24 protein-coding genes, 1 tRNA gene and 1 pseudogene are annotated in these 25,130 nt (G+C 70.9%); 16 read left to right on the top strand and 10 right to left on the bottom strand.

Going from position 1 to position 25,130, the window contains the following annotated elements; all coding sequences use genetic code 11:
* Positions 1–2 precede the first annotated feature (2 nt).
* Complete coding sequence (locus WG922_RS00130) at positions 3–179, top strand: hypothetical protein (RefSeq protein ID WP_340279760.1); 177 nt, start codon at positions 3–5, stop codon at positions 177–179.
* Between the two features lie 25 nt (positions 180–204).
* On the opposite strand, the gene ruvC is transcribed toward WG922_RS00130, so the two are convergent.
* Positions 205–753 (bottom strand): crossover junction endodeoxyribonuclease RuvC, encoded by a 549-nt coding sequence (gene ruvC / locus WG922_RS00125; RefSeq protein ID WP_340279759.1) that lies wholly within the window; start codon positions 751–753, stop codon positions 205–207.
* A gap of 228 nt (positions 754–981) precedes the next feature.
* On the opposite strand from ruvC, the gene WG922_RS00120 reads away from it, so the two are divergent.
* The 3 genes from WG922_RS00120 (at position 982) to WG922_RS00110 (ending at position 3,055) form a co-directional block, all read left to right on the top strand.
* Entirely contained in the window at positions 982–1,386 is a 405-nt protein-coding gene (locus WG922_RS00120; protein ID WP_340279758.1) for a group II truncated hemoglobin, read from the top strand.
* Positions 1,387–1,453: 67 nt separating this feature from the next.
* Positions 1,454–2,047 (top strand): LemA family protein, encoded by a 594-nt coding sequence (locus tag WG922_RS00115; RefSeq protein WP_340279757.1) that lies wholly within the window; start codon positions 1,454–1,456, stop codon positions 2,045–2,047.
* Positions 2,048–2,059: 12 nt separating this feature from the next.
* Positions 2,060–3,055 carry a M48 family metalloprotease gene (locus WG922_RS00110; protein WP_340279755.1) on the top strand — a complete coding sequence of 332 codons (996 nt, stop codon included), beginning with the start codon at positions 2,060–2,062 and terminating at the stop codon, positions 3,053–3,055.
* On the opposite strand, the gene WG922_RS00105 is transcribed toward WG922_RS00110, so the two are convergent.
* Positions 3,052–3,699: a Smr/MutS family protein gene (locus WG922_RS00105; RefSeq protein WP_340279754.1), complete on the bottom strand. Its 648-nt coding sequence runs from the start codon at positions 3,697–3,699 to the stop codon at positions 3,052–3,054. The genes WG922_RS00110 and WG922_RS00105 overlap by 4 nt on opposite strands.
* A 122-nt stretch (positions 3,700–3,821) precedes the next feature.
* Here WG922_RS00105 and WG922_RS00100 point away from each other — a divergent pair, with 122 nt between their 5' ends.
* The 3 genes from WG922_RS00100 to WG922_RS00090 are packed head-to-tail and all read left to right on the top strand — an operon-like array spanning position 3,822 to position 9,684.
* A complete protein-coding gene (locus WG922_RS00100) occupies positions 3,822–5,045 on the top strand; it encodes an efflux RND transporter periplasmic adaptor subunit (protein WP_340279753.1) in 1,224 nt (407 codons plus the stop codon).
* On the top strand, positions 5,042–8,221 hold the full coding sequence (locus tag WG922_RS00095) for an efflux RND transporter permease subunit (RefSeq protein WP_340279751.1): 3,180 nt from the start codon (positions 5,042–5,044) through the stop codon (positions 8,219–8,221). The genes WG922_RS00100 and WG922_RS00095 overlap by 4 nt, the downstream gene beginning before the upstream one ends.
* Positions 8,218–9,684: an efflux transporter outer membrane subunit gene (locus WG922_RS00090; protein ID WP_340279750.1), complete on the top strand. Its 1,467-nt coding sequence runs from the start codon at positions 8,218–8,220 to the stop codon at positions 9,682–9,684. The genes WG922_RS00095 and WG922_RS00090 overlap by 4 nt, the downstream gene beginning before the upstream one ends.
* Before the next feature lie 118 nt (positions 9,685–9,802).
* Here WG922_RS00090 and WG922_RS00085 read toward each other — a convergent pair whose 3' ends face one another.
* Positions 9,803–10,711, bottom strand: coding sequence for a LysR family transcriptional regulator (locus WG922_RS00085; RefSeq protein ID WP_340279748.1), 909 nt, complete (start codon positions 10,709–10,711; stop codon positions 9,803–9,805).
* A gap of 126 nt (positions 10,712–10,837) precedes the next feature.
* Here WG922_RS00085 and WG922_RS00080 point away from each other — a divergent pair, with 126 nt between their 5' ends.
* From WG922_RS00080 to WG922_RS00065, 4 genes are all read left to right on the top strand, one after another.
* Entirely contained in the window at positions 10,838–11,953 is a 1,116-nt protein-coding gene (locus WG922_RS00080; RefSeq protein WP_340279747.1) for an aromatic ring-hydroxylating dioxygenase subunit alpha, read from the top strand.
* Positions 11,954–12,095: 142 nt separating this feature from the next.
* Positions 12,096–13,049, top strand: coding sequence for a PDR/VanB family oxidoreductase (locus WG922_RS00075; RefSeq protein WP_340279746.1), 954 nt, complete (start codon positions 12,096–12,098; stop codon positions 13,047–13,049).
* A gap of 58 nt (positions 13,050–13,107) precedes the next feature.
* On the top strand, positions 13,108–14,094 hold the full coding sequence (locus WG922_RS00070) for a Bug family tripartite tricarboxylate transporter substrate binding protein (RefSeq protein WP_340279745.1): 987 nt from the start codon (positions 13,108–13,110) through the stop codon (positions 14,092–14,094).
* A complete protein-coding gene (locus tag WG922_RS00065; protein WP_340279744.1) occupies positions 14,094–14,891 on the top strand; it encodes a class II aldolase/adducin family protein in 798 nt (265 codons plus the stop codon). The genes WG922_RS00070 and WG922_RS00065 overlap by 1 nt, the downstream gene beginning before the upstream one ends.
* 15 nt (positions 14,892–14,906) lie before the next feature.
* On the opposite strand, the gene radC is transcribed toward WG922_RS00065, so the two are convergent.
* Positions 14,907–15,584, bottom strand: coding sequence for a RadC family protein (radC, locus tag WG922_RS00060; protein ID WP_340279743.1), 678 nt, complete (start codon positions 15,582–15,584; stop codon positions 14,907–14,909).
* Between the two features lie 91 nt (positions 15,585–15,675).
* On the opposite strand from radC, the gene WG922_RS00055 reads away from it, so the two are divergent.
* Genes WG922_RS00055 through WG922_RS00045 form a run of 3 tightly spaced genes read left to right on the top strand, consistent with a single transcriptional unit; the run spans position 15,676 to position 19,605 of the window.
* Positions 15,676–16,149 (top strand): FKBP-type peptidyl-prolyl cis-trans isomerase, encoded by a 474-nt coding sequence (locus WG922_RS00055; RefSeq protein WP_340279741.1) that lies wholly within the window; start codon positions 15,676–15,678, stop codon positions 16,147–16,149.
* A 5-nt stretch (positions 16,150–16,154) separates the two neighbouring features.
* Positions 16,155–17,111, top strand: coding sequence for a 4-hydroxy-3-methylbut-2-enyl diphosphate reductase (gene ispH, locus WG922_RS00050; RefSeq protein WP_340280460.1), 957 nt, complete (start codon positions 16,155–16,157; stop codon positions 17,109–17,111).
* 25 nt (positions 17,112–17,136) lie between these two features.
* A complete protein-coding gene (locus WG922_RS00045) occupies positions 17,137–19,605 on the top strand; it encodes a DUF3482 domain-containing protein (protein WP_340279739.1) in 2,469 nt (822 codons plus the stop codon).
* 87 nt (positions 19,606–19,692) lie between these two features.
* Here WG922_RS00045 and WG922_RS00040 read toward each other — a convergent pair whose 3' ends face one another.
* Complete coding sequence (locus WG922_RS00040) at positions 19,693–19,908, bottom strand: CsbD family protein (protein WP_340279737.1); 216 nt, start codon at positions 19,906–19,908, stop codon at positions 19,693–19,695.
* A 151-nt stretch (positions 19,909–20,059) separates the two neighbouring features.
* Here WG922_RS00040 and serS point away from each other — a divergent pair, with 151 nt between their 5' ends.
* Positions 20,060–21,370 carry a serine--tRNA ligase gene (serS, locus tag WG922_RS00035; protein WP_340279735.1) on the top strand — a complete coding sequence of 437 codons (1,311 nt, stop codon included), beginning with the start codon at positions 20,060–20,062 and terminating at the stop codon, positions 21,368–21,370.
* A 53-nt stretch (positions 21,371–21,423) separates the two neighbouring features.
* Here the strand turns inward: serS and WG922_RS00030 are convergent, their stop codons facing one another.
* Positions 21,424–21,837 (bottom strand): VOC family protein, encoded by a 414-nt coding sequence (locus WG922_RS00030; protein ID WP_340279734.1) that lies wholly within the window; start codon positions 21,835–21,837, stop codon positions 21,424–21,426.
* A gap of 142 nt (positions 21,838–21,979) precedes the next feature.
* Between WG922_RS00030 and WG922_RS00025 the strand changes: the two genes are divergently transcribed.
* Positions 21,980–22,070, top strand: a tRNA-Ser gene (locus WG922_RS00025).
* Between the two features lie 662 nt (positions 22,071–22,732).
* Here the strand turns inward: WG922_RS00025 and WG922_RS00020 are convergent.
* The 4 genes and pseudogenes from WG922_RS00020 to WG922_RS00005 form a co-directional block, all read right to left on the bottom strand.
* Positions 22,733–23,065, bottom strand: a complete 333-nt coding sequence (locus WG922_RS00020; protein WP_340279733.1) for an RNA recognition motif domain-containing protein — start codon at positions 23,063–23,065, stop codon at positions 22,733–22,735.
* Between the two features lie 418 nt (positions 23,066–23,483).
* Positions 23,484–24,287, bottom strand: coding sequence for a DUF1206 domain-containing protein (locus WG922_RS00015; RefSeq protein ID WP_340279731.1), 804 nt, complete (start codon positions 24,285–24,287; stop codon positions 23,484–23,486).
* Positions 24,288–24,588: 301 nt separating this feature from the next.
* A pseudogene (gene nuoB / locus WG922_RS00010) lies at positions 24,589–24,972 on the bottom strand (NADH-quinone oxidoreductase subunit NuoB); the annotation flags it as partial.
* Positions 24,914–25,130 (bottom strand): hypothetical protein (locus tag WG922_RS00005; RefSeq protein WP_340279730.1); only part of this gene is annotated, 217 nt, incomplete at its 5' end. The pseudogene nuoB and the gene WG922_RS00005, both read right to left, overlap by 59 nt.

Below are 25,130 nucleotides of genomic sequence, written 5' to 3'. Positions count from 1 at the left end.
CCGTGGTCCTGTTCCGTGCGCTGATCTTCCTGCTCCTGCTGGCCGCCGGCCTGATGTTCGCGGCCTATGCGCTCACCGGTCAGGCCAAGTACAAGCGATGGGGTCTGCTGACTCTCAAGTGGACGGTGTTCGGCGCGTTGGCCTTCTTCGCCGTGCTGATCCTGGAGCGCTTCCGATAGCGTGCGTGCGCACCGGCACGCCGCCTCAGGTGGCGCGGCCGGCCTTGTAGGCCCCGGTGTTGCGCCGGGCGCTTTCACCCTGGCGCGCCAGGCGCGCGAGCGCCTGCCCGGCGTGCGCGTGCGTGATGGCCAGGCCCAGCGCGTCGGCAGCATCGCTGCCCGGCAGCCCCGGCAGCTTCAGCAGGCGGCGCACCATCTCCTGCACCTGCGGCTTGCCCGCACGGCCATGGCCCGCCACGGCGCGCTTCATCTGCAGCGCGGTGTATTCGGCCACCTCCAGATCGCCCGCCACCAGCGCCGTGAGGCAGGCGCCGCGCGCCTGCCCCAGCAGCAAGGTCGATTGCGGGTTGGTGTTCACGAAGACGATCTCCACGGCCGCCGCTTCGGGCTGGTAGCGGCGCCGGAGCTCGGCGATGCCCTCGAACAGCACCTTCAGGCGCCCCGGCAGGTCGCCGCGCGGCAGGTGCGTGGTCTTGATGGTGCCGCTGGCCACGTAGCCAAGCGCGTGGCCGTCCACGTCGAGCACGCCGAAGCCGGTGGTCTGCAGGCCGGGATCGATGCCGAGGATGCGCATGCGCTGAGCGGTTGGTACGGGTGAATCGGTGCGGGTGGAGGCAGTCCGGATTGTGGGGCATGGATGAGTCGGCTGGGCACATGCGAAGCCTGCGCACCGCCGGTTGCACGGTGCGCAGGCTGGAGTTCGACGGCGGGTGCCTGGTGCGGCCCCGGATCGCCGGCCTGGCGATCGCCTGCGTGGTGCATCCAGCCGCGGGCCCGTCCGGTGCTGGGGGACAATCTCCGGATGCAGATGCAAGAGAAACCGCCGCACGACACACCGTTCGAATGGATCGGCGGCGAGGACAAGGTGCGGGCACTCGTCGAGCGCTTCTACGACCTGATGGACCTCGAGCCCGCCTACGCCGAGCTGCGCGCCAGCCACGGCAGCGAACTGGCCGACGCCCGGCAGAAACTGTTCTGGTTCCTGTGCGGCTGGCTGGGCGGGCCCAGCCACTACACCGATCGCTTCGGCCATCCGCGCCTGCGCATGCGGCACATGCCTTTTTCCATCGGCATCAAGGAACGCGACCAGTGGGTTGCCTGCATGGACCAGGCGATGGGGGAAACCGCGGTCGATCCCGCACTGCGCAAGCGCCTGCGCGACTCCTTTCTCCAGACGGCCGACTTCATGCGCAACCGGCACGGCTGAGAATGCCGCGCGCGCGCGGGCGTCCGACATAATGGCCGAGCCTGAGGTAGGGCGTACAGGAGCGCAGATGACAGCAGCAGAGTGGATCGCGTTGGCGGTACTGGCCGGCGCCCTCGTGTGGCTCGTGTGGGCCTTCAACCGGCTGGTCCAGAGCCGCAACCGCATTGCCAACGCCTTTGCCCAGATCGACGTGCAGCTCAAGCGGCGCCACGACCTCATTCCCAACCTCGTCGAGACCGCGCGGCGCTACCTGAGCCACGAGTCGTCCACGCTCGAATCGGTGATCCGCGCTCGTGGCGAGGCCGTGAGCGCGGTCGATGCGCTGCGCCCACGGCCGGCCGATGCGCCAAAGGCCCAGGCGCTCGGCGCCGCCGAACAGGTGCTGTCCGCGAGCCTCGGACGCCTGCTGGCCATCGCGGAGGCCTACCCCGAACTCAAGGCCGACGAGACCATGCGCTCGCTGAGCGAGGAGCTCACCAGCACCGAGAACCGGGTCGGCTTCGCCCGGCAGGCCTACAACGACGAAGTGCTGGCCTACAACGACCGCGCAGGGCAGTTCCCCGAGTTGCTGGTGGCGCGCCTTTTCGGGTTCCATCCGGCCGCCATGCTGCAGTCCACCCAGAGCGCCGCAGAGCGCGCTGCCCCGCGCGTGGCGTTCTGACGCGCGTACATCGTGCGTTTTTTCGAGCACCAGCAGGCGGCGCGCGCACGGTCCCTGCGCCTGGTTGCGCTGTTCGCGCTGGCGGTCGCGGCCACGGTGCTGGGCATCCATTTCGCGCTGCTGGCCTGCTGGTGGCTGATGAATGCATGGCTGCCCATCGAGCTGCCGCTGCCGCGCTTGTTCCTCAGCGTCAACGTCGGTGTCACCTTGCTGCTGGTCCTGGGCAGCTGGTGGATCGAAGCGTCCAACCTGGCAAGTCCGGGGGCCGCGCAGCGGCTCGCGCGTCGCCTGGGTGCCCGGGAGGCCCGCCGCGGCGATGGCGCCGCCGAACAGCGCCTGTGCAACATCGTCGATGAGGTCGCCATCGCCTCGCACATGCCGCGGCCGCAGGTGATGGTCCTGCCGCGCGTCCAGGCCATCAACGCGCTGGCCATCGGCATGGCCGAAACCGAGTCGGTCGTGATGGTCACGCAGGGCGCGCTCGACTGGCTCACCCGCGACGAGCTACAGGGGCTGGTGGCCCACGAGTGCAGCCACATCCACGAAGGCGACACCCGCCTGAACATGCAACTCGCGGGCATGGTGGGCGGCCTCGAGCTGGTCTGGCGACTGGGCGACGACCTGCGCGAGCACACCGCGCTCGGCACGCTGGCCGGCTGGGCGGTCATGGCGGTGGGCTCGTTCGGCTGGTGGGCGGGGCGAGCGCTGCAGGCGGCGGTGTCCCGCCAGCGGGAGCTGCTGGCCGACGCGCGCGCGGTCCAGTGGACGCGCAGCCGCGACGGCCTCGGCGGCGTGCTGCGCAAGGCCCTGATGCAACGGCAGCAACCGGGCGCCACCGCAAGCGATCCGGCCTGGTCCGCGGCCCTGCACCACCTGCTGCTGGTGGGCACCAGCGAGCGGGGCGGCTGGTTCGATTCGCATCCGCCGCTCGCGACGCGCATTCGTCGGCTCTACGGCCGCACCATGCCGCCCCTGCCACTGCAGTCGGGCCTGGCGTCCGGCCTCTAGAACCTCGGGCCGAGGGGCTTCAGCAGCACTACCAGCGCACCGGCGCCGCCTTCGTCGCCGCGGGCCTGCACGAAGGCCAGCACCTCGTGTTTCTGCACCAGCCAACTGTGCACCTTGCCCTTGAGAACGGGCATGCGGCCGGGTGAGCCCAGGCCCTTTCCGTGCACCACGCGCACGCAGCGCAGACCGGTGCGGTGCGCCTCGCGGATGAATTCGGAGAGTGCCTCGCGCGCCGCTTCCCGACGCAGCCCGTGCAGGTCGATCTCGCGCTGGATGCTCCAGGCGCCGCGCCGCAGCTTGCGGGTGACGTCGAGGCCGACACCGGGCCGGCGGAAGCTCAGCGCGTCATCGACCTCCAGCAGCGTGCTGGCGTCGAACTCGTCGCTGATCGCCTCGTGCAGCACGCGTTGCTCGTCCAGTTGCTGCTGGGCTGCGATGGGCAGCGGCTGCTCGGGCGCGAGCACCACGCGGCCGTGGTGCGCGAGTTTGTGCACCCGGCCCGCGGCGCGTGCGAACAGATGCGCATCGGCGTGGGCGCGCTGCTGGGCTTCGCGGCGCGCGGCTTCCTCGGCCTCACGCCGCTCGCGCTGCTGCGTGAGCGCGCGCTGGATCGCCTGCAGGTCTTTCAACGACCTGGCTTTCATGTCGTGTGCCTCCTCTGGGTGCGCGCATCGTAGTGGCAAAGGAAAGGCTTCGTCCGGCCCGGGCCCATGGTCGGCCTCGCTCCCCTAAGATGGCTCGCTCCACCTTGCCGAACCGCCGTTCCATGCCCCGATCCCGTGTCGTCCTGCTGCTGCTGGCCCTGGCCGCTCTCATCGCGCTGGCGGCCGTGCTGACATGGACGTTTCGTGCGCCGCCGCGGCCGTACCCGGTGTCCGATGCGGTTGCGCAGCCGGCCGGCGACGCGCGCAGCGCACCGGCCGACCAGCCGCCAGTGCCTGTGGTGGTGGGCGAGGTGGTGTCCGCGGTCGACGAGGCACGCCTCGCCCTGCCGGGATCGGGGCGTGCCGCGCGCTCGGTCACCCTGTATCCGGCTGCCGCGGGCGAGGTCGCGCAGGTCGATTTCCGTCCCGGGCAGCGGGTGGAGGCCGGCCATGTCCTGCTGCGGCTGGACGACCGGACCCAGCGGCTCGCGCTGGACACCGCCACGGCCCGACTCGAGCAGGCCCGCAAGCTGCTGGCGCGCTACGAGGCCACCCGGGGCACCGGGGCGGTGCCCGGCAGCCTCATCGACGAAGCCGCCAGCACCGTGCAACTCGCACGCATCGAGCAGCAGCAGGCGCGCGAAGCGCTGGCCGACCGGGTGCTGCGTGCGCCGTTCTCCGGTGTCGTCGGACTCGCACAGGTCGAGCCGGGCGATCGCATCGCGCTGGACACCGCCATCACCACGCTGGACGACCGGCGCTCGATCGAGGTCGATTTCGACGTGCCCGAGGCCTACGCGGCGAGGGTGCAGGCAGGCCAGACCATCGCCGTGAGCAATCCGGCTTTTTCGGGGCGCAGCTTCGAGGGGCGCATCAGCGCCCTCGACAGCCGCGTCGATGCGCGCACGCGTACCCTGCGCGCGCGCGCCAACGTGCCCAACACCGAGGACCTGCTGCGCCCGGGCATGTCCTTCCAGGTGCAGCTTGCCTTGCCGGGCCAGCCTTTCCCGGCGGTGCCCGAGCTGGCGCTGCAGTGGGGGCGCGAAGGCGCGCTCGTCTGGGCCGTGCGCGCCGGCCGCGCCGAGCAGGTGCCGGTGCGCTCGGTGCGCCGGGTCGAAGGGCGGGTGCTGGTGGAGGGCGCGCTCGAGCCGGGTGAGCAGGTGGTGGTCGAGGGTGTGCAGCGACTGCGCCCCGGGCGGCGCGTGTCGGTCGAAGGCGACGCGCGCGGCGGCTCGGCGGATGCAGCTGCGGCCGGCGCATCCGGGCGGGCGGAAGCCGGCACGAACGGCGCCAGCAGCGCCCAGGGCGCGGTCGGCAGCGGCGGCCGCAACGGGACGGCGCCATGAAGCGCGACGGTGCCGCGTCCAGCGGACTGCCGGCGCTGGCGGTGCGCCGGCCCTGGCTGGTGCTCGTCCTCAACCTGCTGATCGTCATCGCCGGCGCGGGCGCCTGGTTCGGCATCGAAGTGCGGGAGCTGCCCAACATCGACCGGCCCATCGTCGCGGTGCGCGCCGACTACCCGGGCGCCGCACCCGAGACGCTGGACGCAGACGTCACGCGCGTGCTGGAGGCGGCCGCCGCGCGGGTGCCGGGCGTCGCGCTGGTGCGCTCGGCCAGCGAGGAAGGCAACCTGCGCGTCATCCTCGAGTTCAACCCGAACGTGAACCTGGTCGATGCCGCCAACGACGTGCGCGACGCCATCGCCCGCGTCGAGGGCAGCCTGCCGGACGCCCTGGAGAACCTCACCATCGTCAAGGCCGACGCCGACGCCGAGCCCGTGATGCAGCTGGCCATCGGCAGCAGCCGCCTGTCGATCGACGAGCTGTCGCGGCTGGTCGAGGACCGCATCGAGCCGGAGCTGATCTCCGTGCCCGGCGTGGCCGACATCACGCTCTTCGGCGAGCGCCGCCGCGTCATGCGCGTGCGCGTCGATGCGGCGCGGCTGGCGGCGCAGGGGCTGACGGTGGACGACCTGGCCGGCGTGCTGCGCACCGCCCGGGCCGACGTGCCCGCCGGCAGCCTGCGCTCGCCCGAACAGGAGGTGCTGGTGCGCGCCAACGTGTCGGTCGCCACCCCCGAGGAGGTGCGGCGCCTGCGCCTGCGCCCCGGGCTGGAACTGGGCGCCGTGGCCGACGTGTTCTTTGCCCCGGCCGACGCCAGCTCCTACGTGCGGCTGAACGGCCGCACCGTCATCAGCCTCGGGGTGGTGCGCCAGGCGCAGTCGAACACCGTGGCGATTTCCGACGGCGTTCGGCAGGTCGTCGAGCGCATCAACCGCGAAGGAGAGGACCTGCAGATCACGGTGGTCCGCGACGACGCGGTGTTCGTGCGCGGCGCCATCACCGAAGTGCTGTGGAGCCTGGTGGCCGCCGTGCTGATCGTGGTCGCCGTGGTCTGGGCGTTCCTCGGCCAGTGGCGCGCGACGCTGGTGCCGACCGTGGCAATCCCCGTGGCGCTGGTGGGCACGCTGGCCGCCATCTGGCTGCTGGGGTTCTCGTTGAACCTGCTCACCTTGCTGGCGCTGCTGCTGGCGACCGGGCTCGTGGTCGATGACTCGATCGTCGTGCTGGAGAACGTGCAGCGGCGGCGTGCCCAGGGGCTGGGGCCGCGCGCGGCGGCGGTGCTGGGCACGCGCGAGGTGTTCTTCGCCGTGGTGGCGACCACCGCCACGCTGGTGGCCGTGTTCGTGCCGATCTCCTTCCTGCCGTCCGCGGCCGGGCGGCTGTTTCGCGAGTTCGGTTTCGTCATGGCGTTCTCCGTTGCCGTGTCGTCCTTCGTGGCGCTCACGATGGGGCCGATGATTGCCTCGCGCCTGCCGCCGGAGCGCCCGCCCGGGCGGCTGTGGCGGCACGCGTCGGCGGGCGGCGCGCGGGTGGTCGCGGGGTACGACCGCGCGCTCGGCTGGGCGCTGCGCCATGCCTGGATCGTCGCGGCGGCGGCGGTGCTGCTGGCCGGCGCGGCCTTCGTCCTGTTCCAGCGGCTGCCCACCGAGCTCACGCCCACCGAAGACCGCGGGGTGCTCACGGTGCGCCTGGAGGCGCCCGACGGCGTGAGCCTGGCCTACAGCGACCGGCAGCTCGAGCAGGCACTGCAGGCGGTGCGCCCGCTGCAGGAGGAGGGCCTGGTGGAGAACATCTTCACCATCGCCGGGCGCTGGGACCTGAACCGCTCCGAGATCGTCGCGCCGCTGGTTCCGTGGGACGAGAGAGAGGTCTCGCAGGCGCAGCTGGAGACGCGCGTGCGTACCGCTTTGGAGCGCCTGCCTGGAGCGCTCGTGCGGGTGCGCAGCGGCAACAGCCTGGGCGTGGGCGGCGGCGACGGCAGCGTGCAGATGGCCATCACCGGCGACGACTATCCGCGCATCGCCGAGGCGGCCCATGCCTTCGCCGAGGCGGTCGAGCGCGATATCCCGGGGCTGCGCGACGTGCGCGTCGACTACCAGGCCACGCAGCCGCAGCTCACCGTGCAGGTGGACCGGGCCCGGGCCGCCGAGCTGGGCGTGTCGGTCGAAGGGCTGGACGTGCTCTTGCGGGCGCTGGTCAGCGGCACCGAGGTCGCCGAGCTCACCGTGAACGACCGCAACCTGCCGGTGATGCTGGAGAGCGCGGCGCGCGGCGCCACCGACCCACAGGACCTGCTGATGCTGCGCGTGCGCGCCACCGGGGCGGGTGGCGTCACGGGTGGTGCCGCAGGCGCTGCCGACGCGCCCCTGGTGCCGCTGTCGCAGTTCGTGCGGTTCGAGGAAACCGCCATCCCGTCCGAGCTGGACCGGCTGGGCCAGCGCAGGGCGGTGGAGCTGAGCGCCATTACGGCCGACGGCGTGCCGCTGCAGCAGGCGGTGGCCGACTTGCGCGAGCTCGCCGCGCGCGAGCTGCCGCCGGGGATGGGGCTGCTGTTCCGCGGGGACGCGGCCACGCTGGAGCAGACCGGCCGCGAGATCGGCCTCACCTTCGCGATCGCGCTGCTGGTGGTGTTCCTGGTGCTGGTCGCGCAGTTCGAGGGCGTCACGAGTGCGGCCGTGGTGCTGCTCACCGTGCCCTTCGGTCTCGCGGCGGCGGCCTTCGCGCTCACGCTCAGCGGCACGTCCATCAATCTCTACAGCCAGATCGGGCTGCTGCTGCTGGTGGGCGTGATGGCCAAGAACAGCATCCTGCTGGTGGAGTTCGCCGACCAGCTGCGCGACGCCGGTCGCAGCGTGCGCGAGGCGGCGCACGAAGCGGCGCGCACACGCCTGCGGCCGATCGCCATGACCATGGCCTCCACCGTGCTCGGCGCAGTGCCGCTGCTGCTGGGAAGCGGCGCCGGGGCCGAGTCGCGCGAGGCCATCGGCTGGGTGATCTTCGGCGGCCTGTCGCTGTCGGCCCTCTTCACCCTGTTCCTTACCCCGGTGCTCTACCTCGGGCTTGCGCGATTCGCACGCCCGCGCGCGGACGCCGGCGCCCGCCTGGAACGCGAGCTGGACGCCGCGGAAGACGGCGCGCAAGGTCCCGCAGGTGCCCACGCCGCGGGGGAGCGCGCGTGAAGGTGCAGGTCCGCCGCTGCCTGCCTCGCCTCGCCACGCTGGCCGCACTGGTGCTCTGCGCGGGCTGCTCCTCGCTGGCGCCGCGCCCGGAGCCGGTGTCCAGCGCCGTCGCCACCCGCGACCTGGCGCTCCAGGCGCCGTTCACGGCCGGCGAGGGTGCTCCGCAGGCCACCGACGCCGACTTGCGCTGGTGGCACCGCTTCGACGATCCGCAGCTCGCCGCCTGGGTCGAGCGGGCCCTCGCGAGCAACGTCGAGATCGCGATCGCCGAGACGCGCATCGCACAGGCGCGCGCCCTGCTGCGTGCGGCGCAGGCGGCGCGAGGACCCCGGGTCGATGCCCAGGCCGACCTCACGTTGCGCCTGCGCCAGGGCGCGTCGGCGCAGCAGCAGCGTCAGCGCCGCCTGCAGCCCGGCGCGGGCCTGGCCCTGGAGTTCGATGCCGACCCCTGGGGCGGGCTGCGCCTGGCCGAGAGCGCGGCCGCGGCCGGCGTGCTGCGCAGCGCCGAGCTGCGGGAGGCAGCGCGGCTGGGCACCGCCGCGCTTGCGGCGCGCGGCTATATCGCCTGGCGGCTGGCGCTGCACGACCACGCCGTGCTGGGGGACAACGCGGCGATCCTGCGCGAGGCCTTGCGCATCGCGCGCGTGCGGGTCGAGGCCGGCATCGCGCCGGTGCTCGACCGCGACCGCGCCGAAGCCGAACTCGCGTCCACCCAGGCCGCGCAGGCCGCGGCCGCGGTGCGCGCCGGGCAGGCCCGCGCCGCGCTGCAGGTGCTGGCCGGTGAGCGGCCGCAGGCCCTGGCGCCTCCGCTGGTGCCGCAGCCGGACCGCCGACGGGAGGGGGAGCGCCTGGAGCCGCTGCCGTCCCTGGAGGGCACGCAGCCCGTGGTGCAGCCGCTGGACCTGCTGCGCCTGCGCCCCGACCTGCGCGCCGCCGAGCAGGCGCTGGTCGCGGCGGCCGCCGAGGTCGGCGTCGCACGCACCGCGCTGCTGCCCCGGCTGCGGTTGCCGGGCGCGGTGGTGCTCGGGGCGGCCGTGGGCGGCGGCGCCTTCGAGCTGGTGAGCGCCACGCTGGCCGGCCTGGTGGAAGCGCCGCTGTTCGACGGCGGCGCCGCGCAAGCGCAGGTGCAGTCCGCACGCGCGCGCGCCCGCGAGGCCGAGCTGGTATGGCGCCAGAGCCTGCTGGAGGCGCTGCAGCAGGTCGAGAGTGCCCTGCTGGCCCGACAGGGGGCGCTGGTGCGCATCGACGCCGCACGGCGCAGCGCCGCCGCCGCGCGCGCCGCCGAGGCGCAGGCGCAGACGCTGTACCGCGCCGGGCTGACCGGTTTCCTCGACGTGGTCGATGCGCAGCGCACCCTGCAGTCCAGCGAGCGCCTGCTGCTGCAGGCCCGCGCCGATGCCGCGACGGCGTCGGTGGACGCCTTCGAGGCGCTGGGGTTGCTGCCGGTGGCGCAGGCGCAGTAGGCCCGCGGGGACGCACGCCGCGCGAGAAATCGACTGCAGCAGGGCCGTTGCCGGCGTCGAGCCGAGCGCGATCCGCCCTGCCGCGGCGCCGGCCACCTGGAGGGCGCGGCCAGCTGCTCTACCCGCCCCCCGGCGCCTGTGCGTACTGCCTCGCTTCGTCCTCGAGCGCGTCGAGGAACACGCGCACCTTGGCGGGCACCAGCTTGCGGCCGGGAAGGAGCGCGTAGATGCGCAGCGGCATGCTGCGCCACTGCGGCACCAGCGGCACCAGCCGGCCCTGGGCCACCGCCTCCGCGCAGAAGGTCGCGGTGATGCGGGCCACGCCCAGGCCGGCCAGCGCGGCTTCGAGGCGCACGCCCGCGTTGCCGCTGCGAAGACGGGGGTTGCGCACGGCCACCTCGGCCACGGCACCGGCGGGGCCGGAGAAGCTCCAGGCGGTGTCGTCGCCGCCGGCCAGCAGGGGCAGCTCGGCGAGTTCCTGCGGGCCCTGCACGGGCCCGTGGCGCGCCAGCAGATGCGGCGACGCGAACACGCCGCGCTCGAGCGAGTAGACCCGGCGCGTGACCACCGTAGAGGGCGCGAAGCTGTGCTCGATGGCGGAGAACACCAGGTCGAACTGGCGCTCGAACAGCGCCACCCGCGCGTGCTCGACATCGATGTGCACCTTGAGCTGCTCGTGCTGTCCCATCACGCGGCAGGCGACCGCCGCCAGGTGGTGGGCGCCGAATTCGTAGGGGGCGGCGATCCGCAGCGTGCCCTGCACCACGCCGCCCTGCGCCAGCGCATCGACGGCGCGCTCGCGCAGCTGCGCGAAGGGCTTGGAGATGTCGCGAAAGAGCGAGTCGCCGGCTTCCGTCAGGCGCAGCTTGCGGGTGGTGCGCTCGAGCAGGCGGGTACCCAGGCCCGCCTCCAGGCGCGCCACCGACGCGCTCAGGCTCGACTTCGGCCGGTCGAGGGCGCGCGCGGCGGCCGTGAAGCCGCCGTGCTCCACGACCTGGCAGAAGGCATCGAAGTCGTCCCAGTTCATTGCTGCCGAAGATTGTCCAGGAATCGGAACACAGCAACCACCGACGGTGCTTTATCGCGGGCCCGCGGCTGCCTAGGATCGATGCATTCCATCTCGACGCGGGCGCGGGCCCGAAGGAGCGATTCAATGTTTCTCAAGAACTGCTGGTACGTGGCCGCCTGGGACCACGAACTGATCGACGGCAAGATGCTCGCGCGCACCCTGCTCGAGCAGCCGGTGCTGCTGTACAAGTCCGAGTCCGGCAAGGTCGTGGCCCTCGAGGACCGCTGCTGCCACCGCGGCGTGCCGCTGCACCTGGGGCGCCGCGAAGGCGACTGCGTGCGCTGCATGTACCACGGGCTGAAGTTCGACCCGTCGGGCAAGTGCATCCAGATCCCGGGGCAGGAGGTCGTTCCGCCCAAGCTGGGCGTGCGCAGCTTTCCCGTGCTGTCCAAGGACGGCCTGGTGTGGATCTGGATGGGCGATCCGGCCAAGGCCGACCCGGCCGACATCATCGACTTCCCCTACCTGCGCGATCCGCAGTGGAAGGGCATCCCCGACTACATGCACTACGACGCCAACTGGCTGCTGATCGTCGATAACCTCAGCGACTTCGCGCACCTGGCCTTCGTGCACACCAAGACGCTGGGCGGCTCGGAGGAGTACGCCTATGTCACCAAGCCGGTCGCCATCGAGCGCCAGCCGCGGGGCTTTCGCGTCGAGCGCTGGCACATGGACGCGGCGCCGCCGCCCTTCCATCGCAAGGTGCTCCCCGCTGCCGAGAAAGACCGCCATGTCGATCGACGCAACATCGGCCACATGCACATCCCGGGCATCTTCTTCCTGGAGTCGATGTTCTCGCCGGCCGGCAGCGGCTCGGAGAACGGCAACCGGGAAGGCAGCCGCGAATACCGCAACTGCCAGTTCATGACGCCCGAGACGCGCCGCACCACGCACTTCTTCTGGACCTACTTGAACAACTTCGAGGGCGATGACCACAACGTCTCGCGCTCGCTGCACCAGAGCCTCATCGAAGGCTTCATGGAAGACAAGCACTTGATCGAGGCGCAGCAGAAGGTGCTGGACGCCGACCCGGAGTTCCGGATGCTGGCCGTGGCCGCCGACGCCGCGCTCTCGCACTTCCGCTGGACCTTCGACAAGCTGGTGGCGGCCGAGCGCAGCGCCGAGGCCGCGAGCAAGGCGGCCACCACCTCGGCCGGCACCATCCCGATCAAGCCGCAGCAGGCGGGCGCGAGCGCATGAGCCGGGCTGCACTCCAGGCGCGTCGCGCTGCACGGCCGGGCATGCTCTCTTGCATGGTGCGCCGCTGCGCCGCTGCGCCGTTGCAGCATGCCGGTTTGCGGCGCTTCGAGGCTGCGCGCGAGGTGGCCCGCGAGGTGCTGCGATGACCCAGCCGCTGAAGCTGCGCGTCGCGGCTCTGGCGGCGGAGGCGCGCGACGTGATGCGCGTGGAGCTGGCGGCGACCGACGGCGCGCCGCTGCCGCCGTTCGAGCCGGGTGCGCACCTCACGCTGCAACTGCCCGCCGGCCTGGCGCGCCAGTATTCGCTGGTCAACGACTGGCGCGAGCAGCACCGCTACGTGCTCGGCGTGGGCCTGGCCGGCGAGAGCCGTGGCGGCTCGCAGTGGGTGCATGCCAGCCTGCGCGTGGGCGCCGAGCTCACGGCCACCGGCCCGGCCAACAACTTTCCGCTGGACCCGGACGCGCAGTCGTTCCTGTTCATCGCCGGCGGCATCGGCATCACGCCGCTGCTGTCCATGGTGCGCTGGTGCGAGGCGCGCGGGCGCGCGTGGCGGATGGTGTACGCAGCGCGCAGCCGGGTGCGCCTGGCCTTCTACGAAGAGCTGCGCGCCTTCGGCCGCAAGGTGCGCTGGCACTGCGACGACGAGCACGAGCGTCCGCTGGACGTGCGGGCGCTGATGCAGGAGGTGGAGCCGGGCACGCAGGTGTACTGCTGTGGCCCCGGCCCGCTGATGACGGCGGTGCAGGAGGCCGGCGCCCACCTGCCGCCAGAGACGCTGCACTTCGAGTGGTTCTCCGCGCCGGCCGCGCCGGCGGACGCTCACGGCGGCGATGGCTTCTGGATCGATCTGAAGCGCAGCGGCACCAGCCTGCACGTTCCCCCCGAGCGCAGCGTCCTGGAGGTGCTGAAGGACCACGGCCACGAGCTCCCCTTCTCGTGCCGCGAGGGCCTGTGCGGCACCTGCGAGACCACCGTGTGCGAGGGCGAGCCCGACCACCGCGACTACGTCTACTCCCCCGCCCAGCGCGAGGGCCTGCGCACCATGCTGATCTGCGTCTCGCGGGCGAAGTCGCCGCGGTTGACGCTCGACCTCTGACCGCCTCTTTCCCGTCCTGACAACAGCGCCTTCGGACAGCGCCACCTGGAGACATCACATGACACTCAACCGCCGCCATTTCCTCAACAGCACTGCCGCCGGCCTGGCGCTGGCGGGCTTCGGCCCGATGGCCTGGGCGCAGGAACGCGAGACGGCCCGCGTCGTCATCGGCTTCGCACCGGGCGGCACCATCGACCTGGTCGCGCGCCGCGTGGCCGACAAGATGTCGCCCGGGTATGCGCGCAACGTGATCGTCGAGAACAAGACCGGCGCGGGCGGCCAGATCGCGGTGCAGAACGTCGCCACCGGCGCGGCCGACGGCACCAGCATCCTGCTCACGCCGGCCTCTCCGCTGGCGCTGCATCCGCACACCTTCAGCAAGCTGCCCTACGACCCGGTGGCCGACCTGGCGCCGGTGTCCGGTGCGGTGAGCTTCGACTACGCGCTGGCCGTGGGGCCCATGGTGCCGGCGTCGGTGAAGACCGTCCCCGAGTTCCTGGCCTGGGCCAAGGCGAATCCGCAGCAGGCCAACTTCGGCTCGGCCGGCAACGGATCGGCCGCGCACTTCATGGGCGCGGCCCTCGCGCGTGCCGGCAGCGCGGACGTGCGCCACGTCGCCTTCCGCGGCTCGCAGCCTGCGATTCTGGACATGGTGGGCGGGCAGCTTCCGGCGGTGATCGGGCCGACCGGCGAGTTCATGGCGCAGGTGCAGGGCGGCAAGGTCCGCCTGCTCGGCACGAGCGGCCCCAAGCGCGGCAAGTTCACGCCCGAGGTGCCGACCTTCGCCGAGCAGGGCTACAAGGACGTGCAGGTGATCGGCTGGTTCGGCTACTACGTTCCGGCCCGCACCCCGCAGGCCGTGGTGTCGCAGGCCAACGCCAGCGTGCGCTCCGCGCTCGGCTCTCAGGACGTCGTCGACAGCCTGGCCAGGCTCTACATGGAGCCGATGCCCACCACGCCCGCCGAAATGGCGGCGCTGCAGAAGACCGAGTCGGCTTTCTGGGCCGGTGTCGCCAAGGCCATCGGCTTTTCGCCGGCCGCGTGATGGATGCGCCCCGCGAGCCGACGCAGGATATGCGGGCCGAGTTCGAGCGCCGCCGCCCCGCCGGCTGCGCTGCGGCCGAATGGCAGCTGCGCTGCGAACTGGCGGCCGCCTACCGCCTGTTCGCCCAGCTGGGCTGGCACGAGCTGATCTACAACCACCTCACCGTGCGGGTGCCCGATTCGGAGCATTACCTGATCAACCCGTTCGGGCTCATGTACCGGGAGATCACGGCCAGCCGGCTGGTAAAGATCGATCTGGAGGGCAACAAGGTCGAGCCCAGCCCGTGGCCGGTGAACCCCGCGGGCTTCATCGTGCACGGCGCGGTGCACGCAGCGCGCGAGGACGCGCACTGCGTCATGCACACCCACACCACGGCGGGCCAGGTGGTCTCCTGCCAGCGCGAGGGCCTGCTCGCGCTGAGCTTCAACTCGATGTTCTACGCCGGCCGGGTGGCCTACCACGACTTCGAGGGCATCACGCTCGACCGGACCGAATGCCAGCGCCTGGCGGAGCACCTGGGTACGCGCAACGTGATGATCCTGCGCAACCACGGCCTGCTGGTGTGCGGCCCGAGCATCGGCGACGCCTTCGCGGAGCACTACATGCTGCAGCGCGCCTGCGAGGTGCAGGTGGCGGCGCAGGCCAGCGGCGCCACGCTGGTGCAGCCGGCGCGCGAGATCGCCGAGCGCGCGGGCGAGCAGTACGAGCGCACGGCGCGCCAGGGCGACCAGAACACGCTGCTGTGGAACGCGATGCTGCGCTGGGCCTGGGACATCGATCCCGGGTTCGCGGCCTAGCGGCAGCGGCGCGGGCTACATCAAGCCCCGCTGCGCCATCGACAACGCCTGGCCGGGCGCGACGATCACATGATCGACCACCCGCACATCCACCAGCGCCAGCGCGGCCGCCAGCGAGCGCGTGAGCTGCTGGTCGGCCCCCGAGGGCAGCACCGATCCGCTGGGGTGGTTGTGCGCCAGCACCACGCTGCAGGCCTGCAGCGCCAGCGCGCGCAGCACCACCTCGCGCGGGTACACGCTGGCCTCGGTCAGCGTGCCGCGAAACAGCTCTTCCATGGCGATCAGGCGGTTGCGTGCATCGAGGAACAGCACGGCGAACACTTCATGGGGACGGGCCGCCAGGTGCAGCTGCAGGTAGTGCTTGACCGCGTCGGGTGAGTCGTACACCTCGCGCTCGCGCAGCTGCTGGGCCATGGCCCGCCGCGCGAGCTCGAGCACGGCCACCACCTGGCTGCGCTTGGCCGAGCCACCCAGGCCCTTGATGCGCTTGAGCTCGACGGCGCCCGCGTGCAGCAGGCCCGAGAGGCCGCCGAAGGTGTCGATGAGCTCCTGAGCCAGCGCGAAGACGCCCTTGCCGGGCAGGCCGGTGCGCAGCAGCAAAGCCAGCAGTTCGGTGTCGGAGAGGGCGGCCGCGCCGTGTGCGAGCAGTTTTTCGCGGGGGCGGGCATCGAGCGGTAGTTGCTTCAGGGGCATGGATCGCATGGCGCAAGCCGGGCCATTACCGCTCGAGGCCCTGCCGGCGAGGCCGGGTTTCTACAATGGCAGCCAGTTTATCGGGACATCCATGGCCTCTATCGCCTCCCGCGTCGCCGCGGGTTCGTTTCTCACGCTGCACTATCGGCTGGCCGGACCGGCCGGAGACATCATCAACACCTTCAGCGGCAAGCCGGCCACGCTCACGCTGGGCTCGGGCGAGCTCTCGCCCGCCGTGGAGCAGCGCCTCATCGGCATGGAGGAGGGCGCCCACGCCACCTTCGAGATTCCGCCCGGCGAGGCCTTCGGCGAGCGCAATCCCGAGATGGTGCAGTGGGTCGCGCGCAGCCTGCTCAACCAGATGGGCGATCCGGACGAGGAATACCGCGTCGGCGATGTGGTGCAGTTCCCCACGCCGGACGGGCTGGGCAGCTATGCCGGTGCGGTGCGCCAGGTGGGGCAGGGCGGCGCGGGCGCTTCGGGCGACGCCGTGCTGTTCGACTTCAACCATCCGCTGGCGGGGCAGCCCGTCACCTTCGAAGTGCGCGTGATCGGGGTGCTCTGATGGCGATGCACGCTCCTCCTTCCGAGATCCTGCTGGCCGAGCCGCGCGGCTTCTGTGCCGGCGTCGATCGCGCCATCGACATCGTCGAAGCGGCGCTCGCCAAGTTCGGCGCGCCGGTGTACGTGCGCCACGAGATCGTGCACAACACCTTCGTCGTGAACGATCTCAAGGCAAAGGGCGCCGTCTTCATCGAGGAGCTCGCCGACGTGCCGCCCGGCGCGACGCTGGTGTTCTCGGCGCACGGGGTGAGCAAGGCGGTGGAGCGGGAGGCGCACGAACGCGGCTTCGAGGTGTTCGACGCCACCTGCCCGCTGGTGACCAAGGTGCACGTCGAGGTCGCCAAGCTCGCGCGCGAGGGCTATGAATTCCTCATGATCGGACACAAAGGGCATCCAGAGGTGGAGGGCACCATGGGCCAGCTCGACGCCGGCATTCACCTGGTGGAGGACGTGAACGACGTCGCCCGCGTGCAGCCGGCCCAGACGGAAAAGCTGGCCGTGGTCACCCAGACCACGCTCAGCGTCGATGACGCAGCGCACATCATGGCCGCCATCAAGGCGCGCTTCCCGCAGGTGCGCCAGCCCAAGCAGCAGGACATCTGCTATGCCACGCAGAACCGCCAGGACGCGGTGAAGCTGCTCTCGCGCGAGGTCGATGTGGTGGTGGTGGTGGGCAGCCCCACCAGCTCCAACAGCAACCGGCTCGCCGAGGTCGCGCGCAAGCTGGGCGTGCCGGCGCACATGGTCGATAACGCGGGCGAGCTGCAGCCGCAGTGGCTGGAGGGCAAGTCGCGCGTGGGGCTCACGGCGGGCGCGTCGGCGCCCGAGGTGCTGGTGCAGGACGTCATCGCGCGCATCCGTGCGCTCGGCGCCGTGTCGGTGCGCCGCATGGAGGGCATCCAGGAAACCGTGAAGTTTCCGCTGCCCAAGGGCTTGAAGTTGAACCCGCCCACGCAGGCCTGAATCGCTGGTGCAGGCCTCCGACCCCGTGCTCCCCCTGGAAGGCCGCCGCGCCCGGCGCCTGCTGCTGGCGCGGGCCGTGGAGGAGGCCGACACCACCGGCAAGCTGATCAGCCCCGTCGAGCGTGAGCAGGCCGGGCGGGCGGCCCTGCATGCTGTCGCCGGGCCGCACAGTCCGCACGCGCCCGACGCCGGCCGCTACCTCGATGAGCGCGCCCGGCGCATCCTGGAGATCGTCAACAACCGCGACCCGCGCACCGCCGCGCTGCAGCGCTCCGAGCCCTGGGAGCGCCACCTCGGCTGGGGGCTGCCGCTGCTGGCACTGGCGCTGGGTGCGCTGCTCGAGCGCATCGACAACCCGGGGCAGGTGAACATGTTGTCGCCGCCGCTGCTGGGCTTCCTGCTGTGGAACCTGCTGGTCTACCTCGGGCTGCTCATTGCGCCCCTGGTGCGGCGCCACCGGCCCGCGGGCGGCCCCGGCGGGCTCGCCTCGGCGCTGCGCGACTGGCTAGGGCACCGCACCGCTGCGCCGCGCGCGCGAAGCAACGTGCGCGGCGCGGTGGCGGCGCGCTTTCGGCAGCACTGGTGGGACGTCGCCGGCCCGCTGGAGGGCTGGCGCATCGCGCAGATCCTGCATGCCTCGGCGGCGGCCTGGGCCGTCGGCGTAGGCCTGTCGATCGTGCTTGGCGGACTGGTGCGCGAATACCGCGTCGGCTGGGAGAGCACGCTGCTCGACCTGTCGCAGGTGCACGCACTCCTGAGCTTCCTGTTCGCGCCGGTGGTGGCGCTGCTGCCGGTCGATGGCTTCACCATCGCCGAGCTCGAACGCATGCACTTTCGCTCCGGCGCAGCCGTCGGGCAGGCCGAAGCGCGCGAATGGATCACGCTCTACCTCGGCCTGCTGGCGTTGGTGGTGTTCGTGCCGCGCACGCTTCTGGCGGTGTGGGCGGCGGTGCGGCGACGTTGGATGGCACGCACGCTGCGGGTGGACCTTGCGGACAGCTACTACGCAGAGCTGCTGGCACGGGTGAGCCCCGCACGCGTGGTGGTGGCCTGGGCCGCCAGCGGCCCGCGCGCCCACGCGATCATGGCGCGGCTTTGGTCCGAAGCCTCGGCCGAGCCGCTGGATGCCGGCAGCCGCGTGACGCCGCTGCGCACCGACGAAGGCGACGAGCTGAGCGTGTGGGAGCTGGTGCCGGTGAGCGTGCCGCAGGACGCGCAGGACGACGATATCGACTCCGGGAGCGGTTTCGAGCAGCTGCCGCTGCCCGATCTCGATGTTCCCGGCCCGTCCGCGCAGACGCAGGCGGAAGGCGGAACCGGCACTGCGGCACGCGCCCCCACCGGGCTGCCGGCGCTTGCGGCACAGCCGGCACGCTGGCTCGGGCGCCTGCGCACCTGGTGGGAGCCGCGCGAGACACCCGCGGCCACGGCGCCGCAGCGCATGGAGGCCGACCTGTGGGTGCTGGCACTGCACACGCCGGAGGCCCTGCGCGAGCTGCTGCCCCGGGTGCGCGCGCTGTCGCGGCCGGTGCTGCTGCTGCACGCCGGCGACGAGGACCAGGAGGACGCGCTGCGGGAGGCCGCCGACCTCGAGCGTTTGCCCTTCGAGCTGCTTGCGCTGCGTGCCGACGCCGCGTGCTGGGCCTGGGAGCCCGACCTGCACGACGCCTTGCGGCGCCACCTGCCGCAGCACAAGGCGCCCGGCGTGCACCGCCTGCTGGCCACCTGGCAGACCCGGCACGAGGAGCGCATGCAGCAGTCGATGCGGCTGGTGGCAGAGCCGCTGCTGCAGGCTGCGCGCGATGTGCAGGACATTGCGAGCGGTCCCTTGTCCTTGCGCAGGCTGGTGAGCGCCGGCGAGCGGGAGGCCAGCCAGCACGCACGCGAAGACGCCATGCACAAGCTGATGGAGCGACTGGCCACCGCGCAGGCGCAGGCATGGGCAGAGGTGCGCTACCTGTACGGCCTGCCGCCCATGGCGGTCCACCAGGAGGAGGCGCAGCACCCGGCCGACCGCTTCGTGCTGCGCCAGTCCGTCGATGCACCGCAGGCCGGCATGGCGGGCGCTGCCAGCGGCGCGGCAGCCGGCGCGGGCATCGACCTCATGACGGGCGGGCTCACGCTGGGCGCGGCCGCGGCGCTGGGAGCGCTCATTGGCGGAGGCGCGGGCTTCCTGGGCGCGGCGCTGAAGAACCGCGGCGCGCCGGGCGCCGGCAGCCAGGTGCAACTGAGCGACGAAATGCTGCAGGCGCTGTGCGAGATGGCGGTGCTCAACTACCTCGGCGTGGCGCTGCGCGACCGGGACCCGCAGGCGACCGACGTGCCCGGAGCCTGGCGCAGCGAGGTGGTGGCCGTGGTGGAGGGGCGCAGCCAGCTGCTCGCCGGGCTGTGGGACAAGGCCCGCCAGTCGCCGCCAGACGTGGCACTGCCCGGCACGCTGGCCGGGCAGTTGGGGGAGATCGTGCGCGAGGTCCTGGCACGCCTTCGGGGCTGACGGCCCCTTTGGCGGCAGGCCTCACGCGCAATCGAACGCAAGGCGGGACGGCGCTGCTGGCGACGCGCCCGGCCCCGCGCGGTGCACTCACTTGCGGTCTGTGCGGTCGGTGCGCTCCTTCTCGTCACGCATGGCGTCGTTCACGCCTTCCTTCGCCTCACCGTAGTTCTTCTGCACCTTGCCCTCGGCTTCGCGTGCCATGCCCTTGCCTTCGTGCTTGGGGCTGTCGAGCGCGTCGCCCATCTCCTTCTGGGCCTTGCCGGCGACTTCCTTCATGCTGCCCTTGGCTTGGTCTTTGTTCATGTGTGGCTCCTTTCGAAAGCGGTGGATACAGGCTTTCAGACTAGGCACGCGGGAGCGCGCAGGGTGCCGGTCGGGTTCGGCGTGCGCTGTGGTCCCGGGACTACGCGGCAGTTGCAAAGCTGCGGCGTGGGGCGGGCCATAAAATCGCCCGATGCTCGACATCAGCCTGCTCCGCAAGGACCTCGACGCGGTGGTCCGCGGCCTCGAAACGCGCAAGCAAGCGCAACCCTACCTCGACGTGGACGCCTTCCGGCGCCTGGAGGCCGAGCGCAAGACGCTGCAGACCCGCACCGAGGAGCTGCAGGCGCAGCGCAACCAGCTGTCCAAGCTGATCGGCCAGCGCAAGGCGAAGGGCGAATCCGCCGAGGAGGTGATGCAGCAGGTCGCAGGCATCAAGCAGGAGCTGGACCAGTCGGCCGCTCGCCTGGAGCAGCTGCAGCCCGAGCTGCAGGCGCTGCTGCTGGCCGTGCCCAACCTGCCGCATGCGAGCGTGCCCCAGGGTGCCGACGAAACGGGCAACCAGCTCGTGCGCCGCTGGGGCGAACCCCGCGTCTTCGACTTTCCCGTGCGCGACCACGTCGATCTCGGCGAACGGCTGGGCCTGGATTTCGACATCGGCGTGAAGCTTGCGGGGTCGCGCTTCACGGTCATGAAAGGGGCACTGGCGCGGCTGCACCGGGCGCTCGCGCAGTTCATGCTCGACGTGCAGACGCGCACGCACGGCTACACCGAGTGCTACACGCCCTACATCGTCAACGCCGAATCGCTGCGGGGTACGGGCCAGCTGCCCAAGTTCGAGGCCGACCTCTTCGCCGCGCGCAAGGGTGGCCAGGAAGGCGAGGCGGGCAACGACGATGCAGCGCTCTACCTGATCCCCACCAGCGAGGTCACTCTCACCAACTTCGTGCGCGACGAGGTGCTCGCCGAATCGGACCTGCCGCTCAAGCTCACGGCGCACACGCCCTGCTTCCGCTCCGAAGCCGGCAGCGCCGGCCGCGACACGCGCGGCATGATCCGCCAGCATCAGTTCGACAAGGTCGAGATGGTGCAGATCGTGCACCCCGAGCGCAGCTACGACGCGCTGGAGGAGATGACCGGCCACGCCGAGGCCGTCCTGCAGCAGCTGGGGCTGCCCTACCGCGTCATGCTGCTGTGCACCGGCGACATGGGCTTCGGCGCCGCCAAGACCTACGACCTGGAGGTGTGGCTGCCGGCCCAGGACACCTACCGCGAGATCAGCTCGGTCTCCAACTGCGAGGCCTTCCAGGCCCGCCGGTTGCAGGCGCGCTTCAAGACCGCACAAGGCAAGAACGAGCTGGTCCACACGCTCAACGGCTCGGGCCTCGCCGTCGGCCGCACCCTGGTGGCCGTGCTGGAGAACTACCAGAACGCCGACGGCTCGGTCACGGTGCCGCAGGCGCTGCGGCCGTACATGGGCGGGCTGGAGACGCTCGCCCCCTGAGCAGGGCGCGGCGGGGCGCGCGGTCCGTTGTCTCGCTTGCGTGCGGCAGGCGCTCAGTGTTCCGAGCTCACCATCCAGGGCACCCCGAAACGGTCCGTGACCATTCCGAAGTGGCCGCCCCAGAACGGCGGCGCGAACGGCATCGTCACCTTGCCGCCTTCACTCAAGGCATTGAACTTGGCGCGTGCCTCATCGGCGCTGCCGGGCACATAGAGCGACATCGCAAACCCGCTTTGCTGCGGCGGCGGCTCACCCGGCATGGCGTCGCTGGCCATGAAGCGTGCGCCCGCGCATTCGAACGTGGCGTGCATCACCTTCTGCTTCCACTGCGCAGGCAGCTGCGCGTTGTCCATCGGCGAGCCCTCGTAGCGCATCAGCCCGGTGATCTCTCCGCCCAGGCTGCGCCGGTAGAACTCCAGCGCCTCCTCGCAGGTGCCGCCAAAGAAAAGGTAAGCCTCGATCTGCATGGCGCGACCTTCCTCATCGGGAGACGATGACCCCCGGAACGCGGCATCCTAGACCCGCGTCGCGGGCCCGTAAACCGCCCGGAATGGGCTGTTGCATCGGCTACAATCGCCGGCTTCGCACCACAGCGAAACCATCACGACAGGAGCGGTGGCAGAGTGGTCGAATGCGCCGGACTCGAAATCCGGTATACGGTTTCACCGTATCGAGGGTTCGAATCCCTCCTGCTCCGCCAAGGACCCGTCCACACGGGTCCAACGAAGTCCCCCAAAGCAGCAGAAAGCCTTGAGAAATCAAGGTTTTTTGTCTTCTGAGGTCCAGGATCGTCCACTGCGATCCAGCACCTTATGGGGGTACTTAGTGGGGTATCGAGGCAAGCGACAAGGCGGACCTTTGCGGGTTCCAGTACGCTTGGGCGAGGCTCAACGCACTCAAAACCAAATTCGAAGCACGCGAGCTCATTGCTACGTGCGGCACGTCGAACAAAACTGTTTGCTCGCCGTCCGTGCCGTATTGGGCCCCAATCTCGTCAATGACGAGGATGTCTACAGATCGGTAGGCATCAAGCACTTCTGACTCTGAGAGTACGGAGGTCTTGCGCCACGTACTCCGAACTTCACGTACCAAACATGTCCGCTTTCGGCCAGAAGCAGCCATCTTCGCTTGCGGGCCGCGGGCCTGTACCACGCGGCTCGTTCTCGCCGAAGCGCCAAGATCAAACATGAGCGTTTACCGAGAATCCTGCACCGCATGAACCGTCGCGCCCGCTACTGGACTTTCCGTCGCCATGCTGATCGCCCCGCTCGCGCGAGCGGAAGATTCACCGCTTGCAAACGCCTTTCAGCTCGCCCGACGTGCAAAGCCGGCTGAGCCGGTTTCTTGCTGAAGCGACTGGCGTCAGTAACGACCACCGCCGTACCCGCCGTTGCCATAGCCAACGTCCGCTCGCTGGGCTGCGCTGAATCCGTCTGCACCATACCCACCCGTGCCGCGGCCTTCTTCACGAGGACGGGCCAGGTTCACGGTGATCGAGCGTCCATCAACCGACATGCCGTCCAGCGCCTTGATGGCAGCCTGCGCGACTTCCGCAGAGGCCAGGTCGACAAAACCGGACCCCTTGGAGCGGCCGCTTTCACGATCCATCATGACCTTCGCGGAAGAAACGCTGCCGAACTCGGAGCAGTTGCTTTCCAGAATGGAGTCGGTCACGGAGTAGAACAGGTTGCCCACGTAGATTTTCTGCTCATGGAAGATCCTTTCTCAATGAGGGCGCGCAGTGCGCGCTGGAGGCGGGTAGTCGAACCGGAGTTGGATGCCTGGACATTGGATCTGCGTCGAGCAGACCATCAATGCAAGGGAGATGCAGCATGGTCGTCTGCATCCAGCCGCGCGGTGCGCAACTCCAGAGAACATCGAGACACTGGATGGCAACATGCCGAGGGTTGGGCGGTACGTCCGACTGAAGTGCAACGAATCGGCGAACGCACCTCGCAGGGTCGCGTCCGTCACGCTCATGCGACTTGGGCAAGCCGCACCTCGAAGCGGCCCGACAGGCCCACGAGCAGGGCGACGACCGGCGGACCTCATGATTGATCGTGTCAGGCACGCTGACATCCCAGCCAAAACCAGAGCTGGGCGCCGCCCGCGATCACGCCACATCGATTCGACGGTATCGCGCCTGCACGCCCTCGAAGAGCCCGTAGGCAATGAGGCCGATGGCGACCAGCCCTAGCAGCCAGGGGCCGTAGGGCTGCCCGTGCAGGCTGGCCAGTGCGCCGCCGATGCCGCGGGCCTCGCTTGGGTCATAGCTCAGCGCGGCCCGGACCAGGAAGATGCCGACGACGCCGAAGACGATGCCTCGGGCGGCCATTCCCATGCGACCGAAGCGCACGACCCACACCTTCGCCAAGGGGCTGAGCCGCCCGAGGTCCAGGCGCTTGGGCAGGTCGGTGCGGTACGCCCGAAACAGTTCGACAAGTCCGAACCCGATAATCGCCAGTCCCACGGCCGCGATGATCCAGCGGCCCAGCGGTTGCGCCAGCACCCGCGCCGTCCAGTCCTGCGCCCCGGAGTCGCCGCTGCCGCCGCTAATGAAGCCGAAGGCCAGGCGCACGGCTTCCAGCGCGAGTGCTGCGTGGATAACGCCGCTGATCGCATAGCCGGCCCTCTTGACGAGCGCGTTGCCGTGCGCCCCCAGGCCTTGCGGGTCCATGCCGCCTTCCACGAACCGCCACATCGCATAGCCCGCGAGCCCGATCGCAATCAAGGCCAGCAGGACCCAGCCGTACGGCTGCTGCAGGACCGAGCGCAGGGCCCCCGAGGAATCCGTCGTTTCACCGCCTGTGCCTAGCGCCGCCTGGAGTGCGAGCGCTCCGATGATCAGATACACAAGGCCTTTCGCCGCGAATCCCGCCCGGGCGAGGCGCTCGACCCACGGTGCGGCCTCGCGCACAGCTCGCTTGGCGGAGGTCTGGACGCCGGGTGATAAGTACGCCATGCCATCTCCCATGTAGTTCGGCCCGTGTCCGGCGCGGGAATCCGCCCCAGACGGTCATAGCCGGAGCTCGGCTTTCCTTCTTGTAGGCGACCAGGGACGCGGGAGCTTGCAGGACGATGCCTGACAAAGAAGGTGTGCGTGGCACCTCGCAAGGAAGGACGAAGGCTCGCCATCCTGCCCAACACGGTCCCTGGCCGGCGCTGCTGGCAAGCATTTGTTCTGGCGGGAGCAAAGCGCCGGGCTCGAAGACCGTCGCGCGCTTTATCTTCTGCTGGAGCTGGAGCACGCCATCGAGTAGCGCCTCGCGCGTGGGCGGGCAGCCGGGCACGTAGACGTCCACCGGAATGATCCGGTCGCAGCCGCGGACGACCGACTAGGAGTAGTGGTAGTACCCACCGGCGTTCGCGCAGGAGCCCATGGACAGTAAATAACGGGGCTCTGCCATCTGGCCGTAGGCCTTGCGGATTGCCGGCTCCATCTTGCTGGTGAGCGAGCCTGACACGATCATGTGGTCCGCCTGCCGCGGGCGCCAGGGCCGGCTCGGCTGGCGGCGTGGTTCCCAATAGGCGCGCCAACGATCCTCATCCGGTGGGACGCGTGGCCTCATCCAATGGCTTCCTGGCCAGCGTGTCCAGTGCATGGCGCATCATCGGGTCGAGCGTCAGCGGAATGATCCGGTCCGAGACGGCCTGGGCGCTGAGGCCCAGCGGCGGCCGCGAAAGCCACGGCAGCAAGGGCTGCTTCCGGCCAGAACCGGCCGTCGCAGATCCCAGCCGAGACGCAGCATCTTCGAGTCCG

The organism is Ramlibacter sp. AN1015, assembly GCF_037726105.1.
Lineage (GTDB): Bacteria > Pseudomonadota > Gammaproteobacteria > Burkholderiales > Burkholderiaceae_C > Ramlibacter.
Note: the sequence above shows the minus strand (reverse complement) of the source record. Positions and strands in the feature narration are given on the sequence as shown.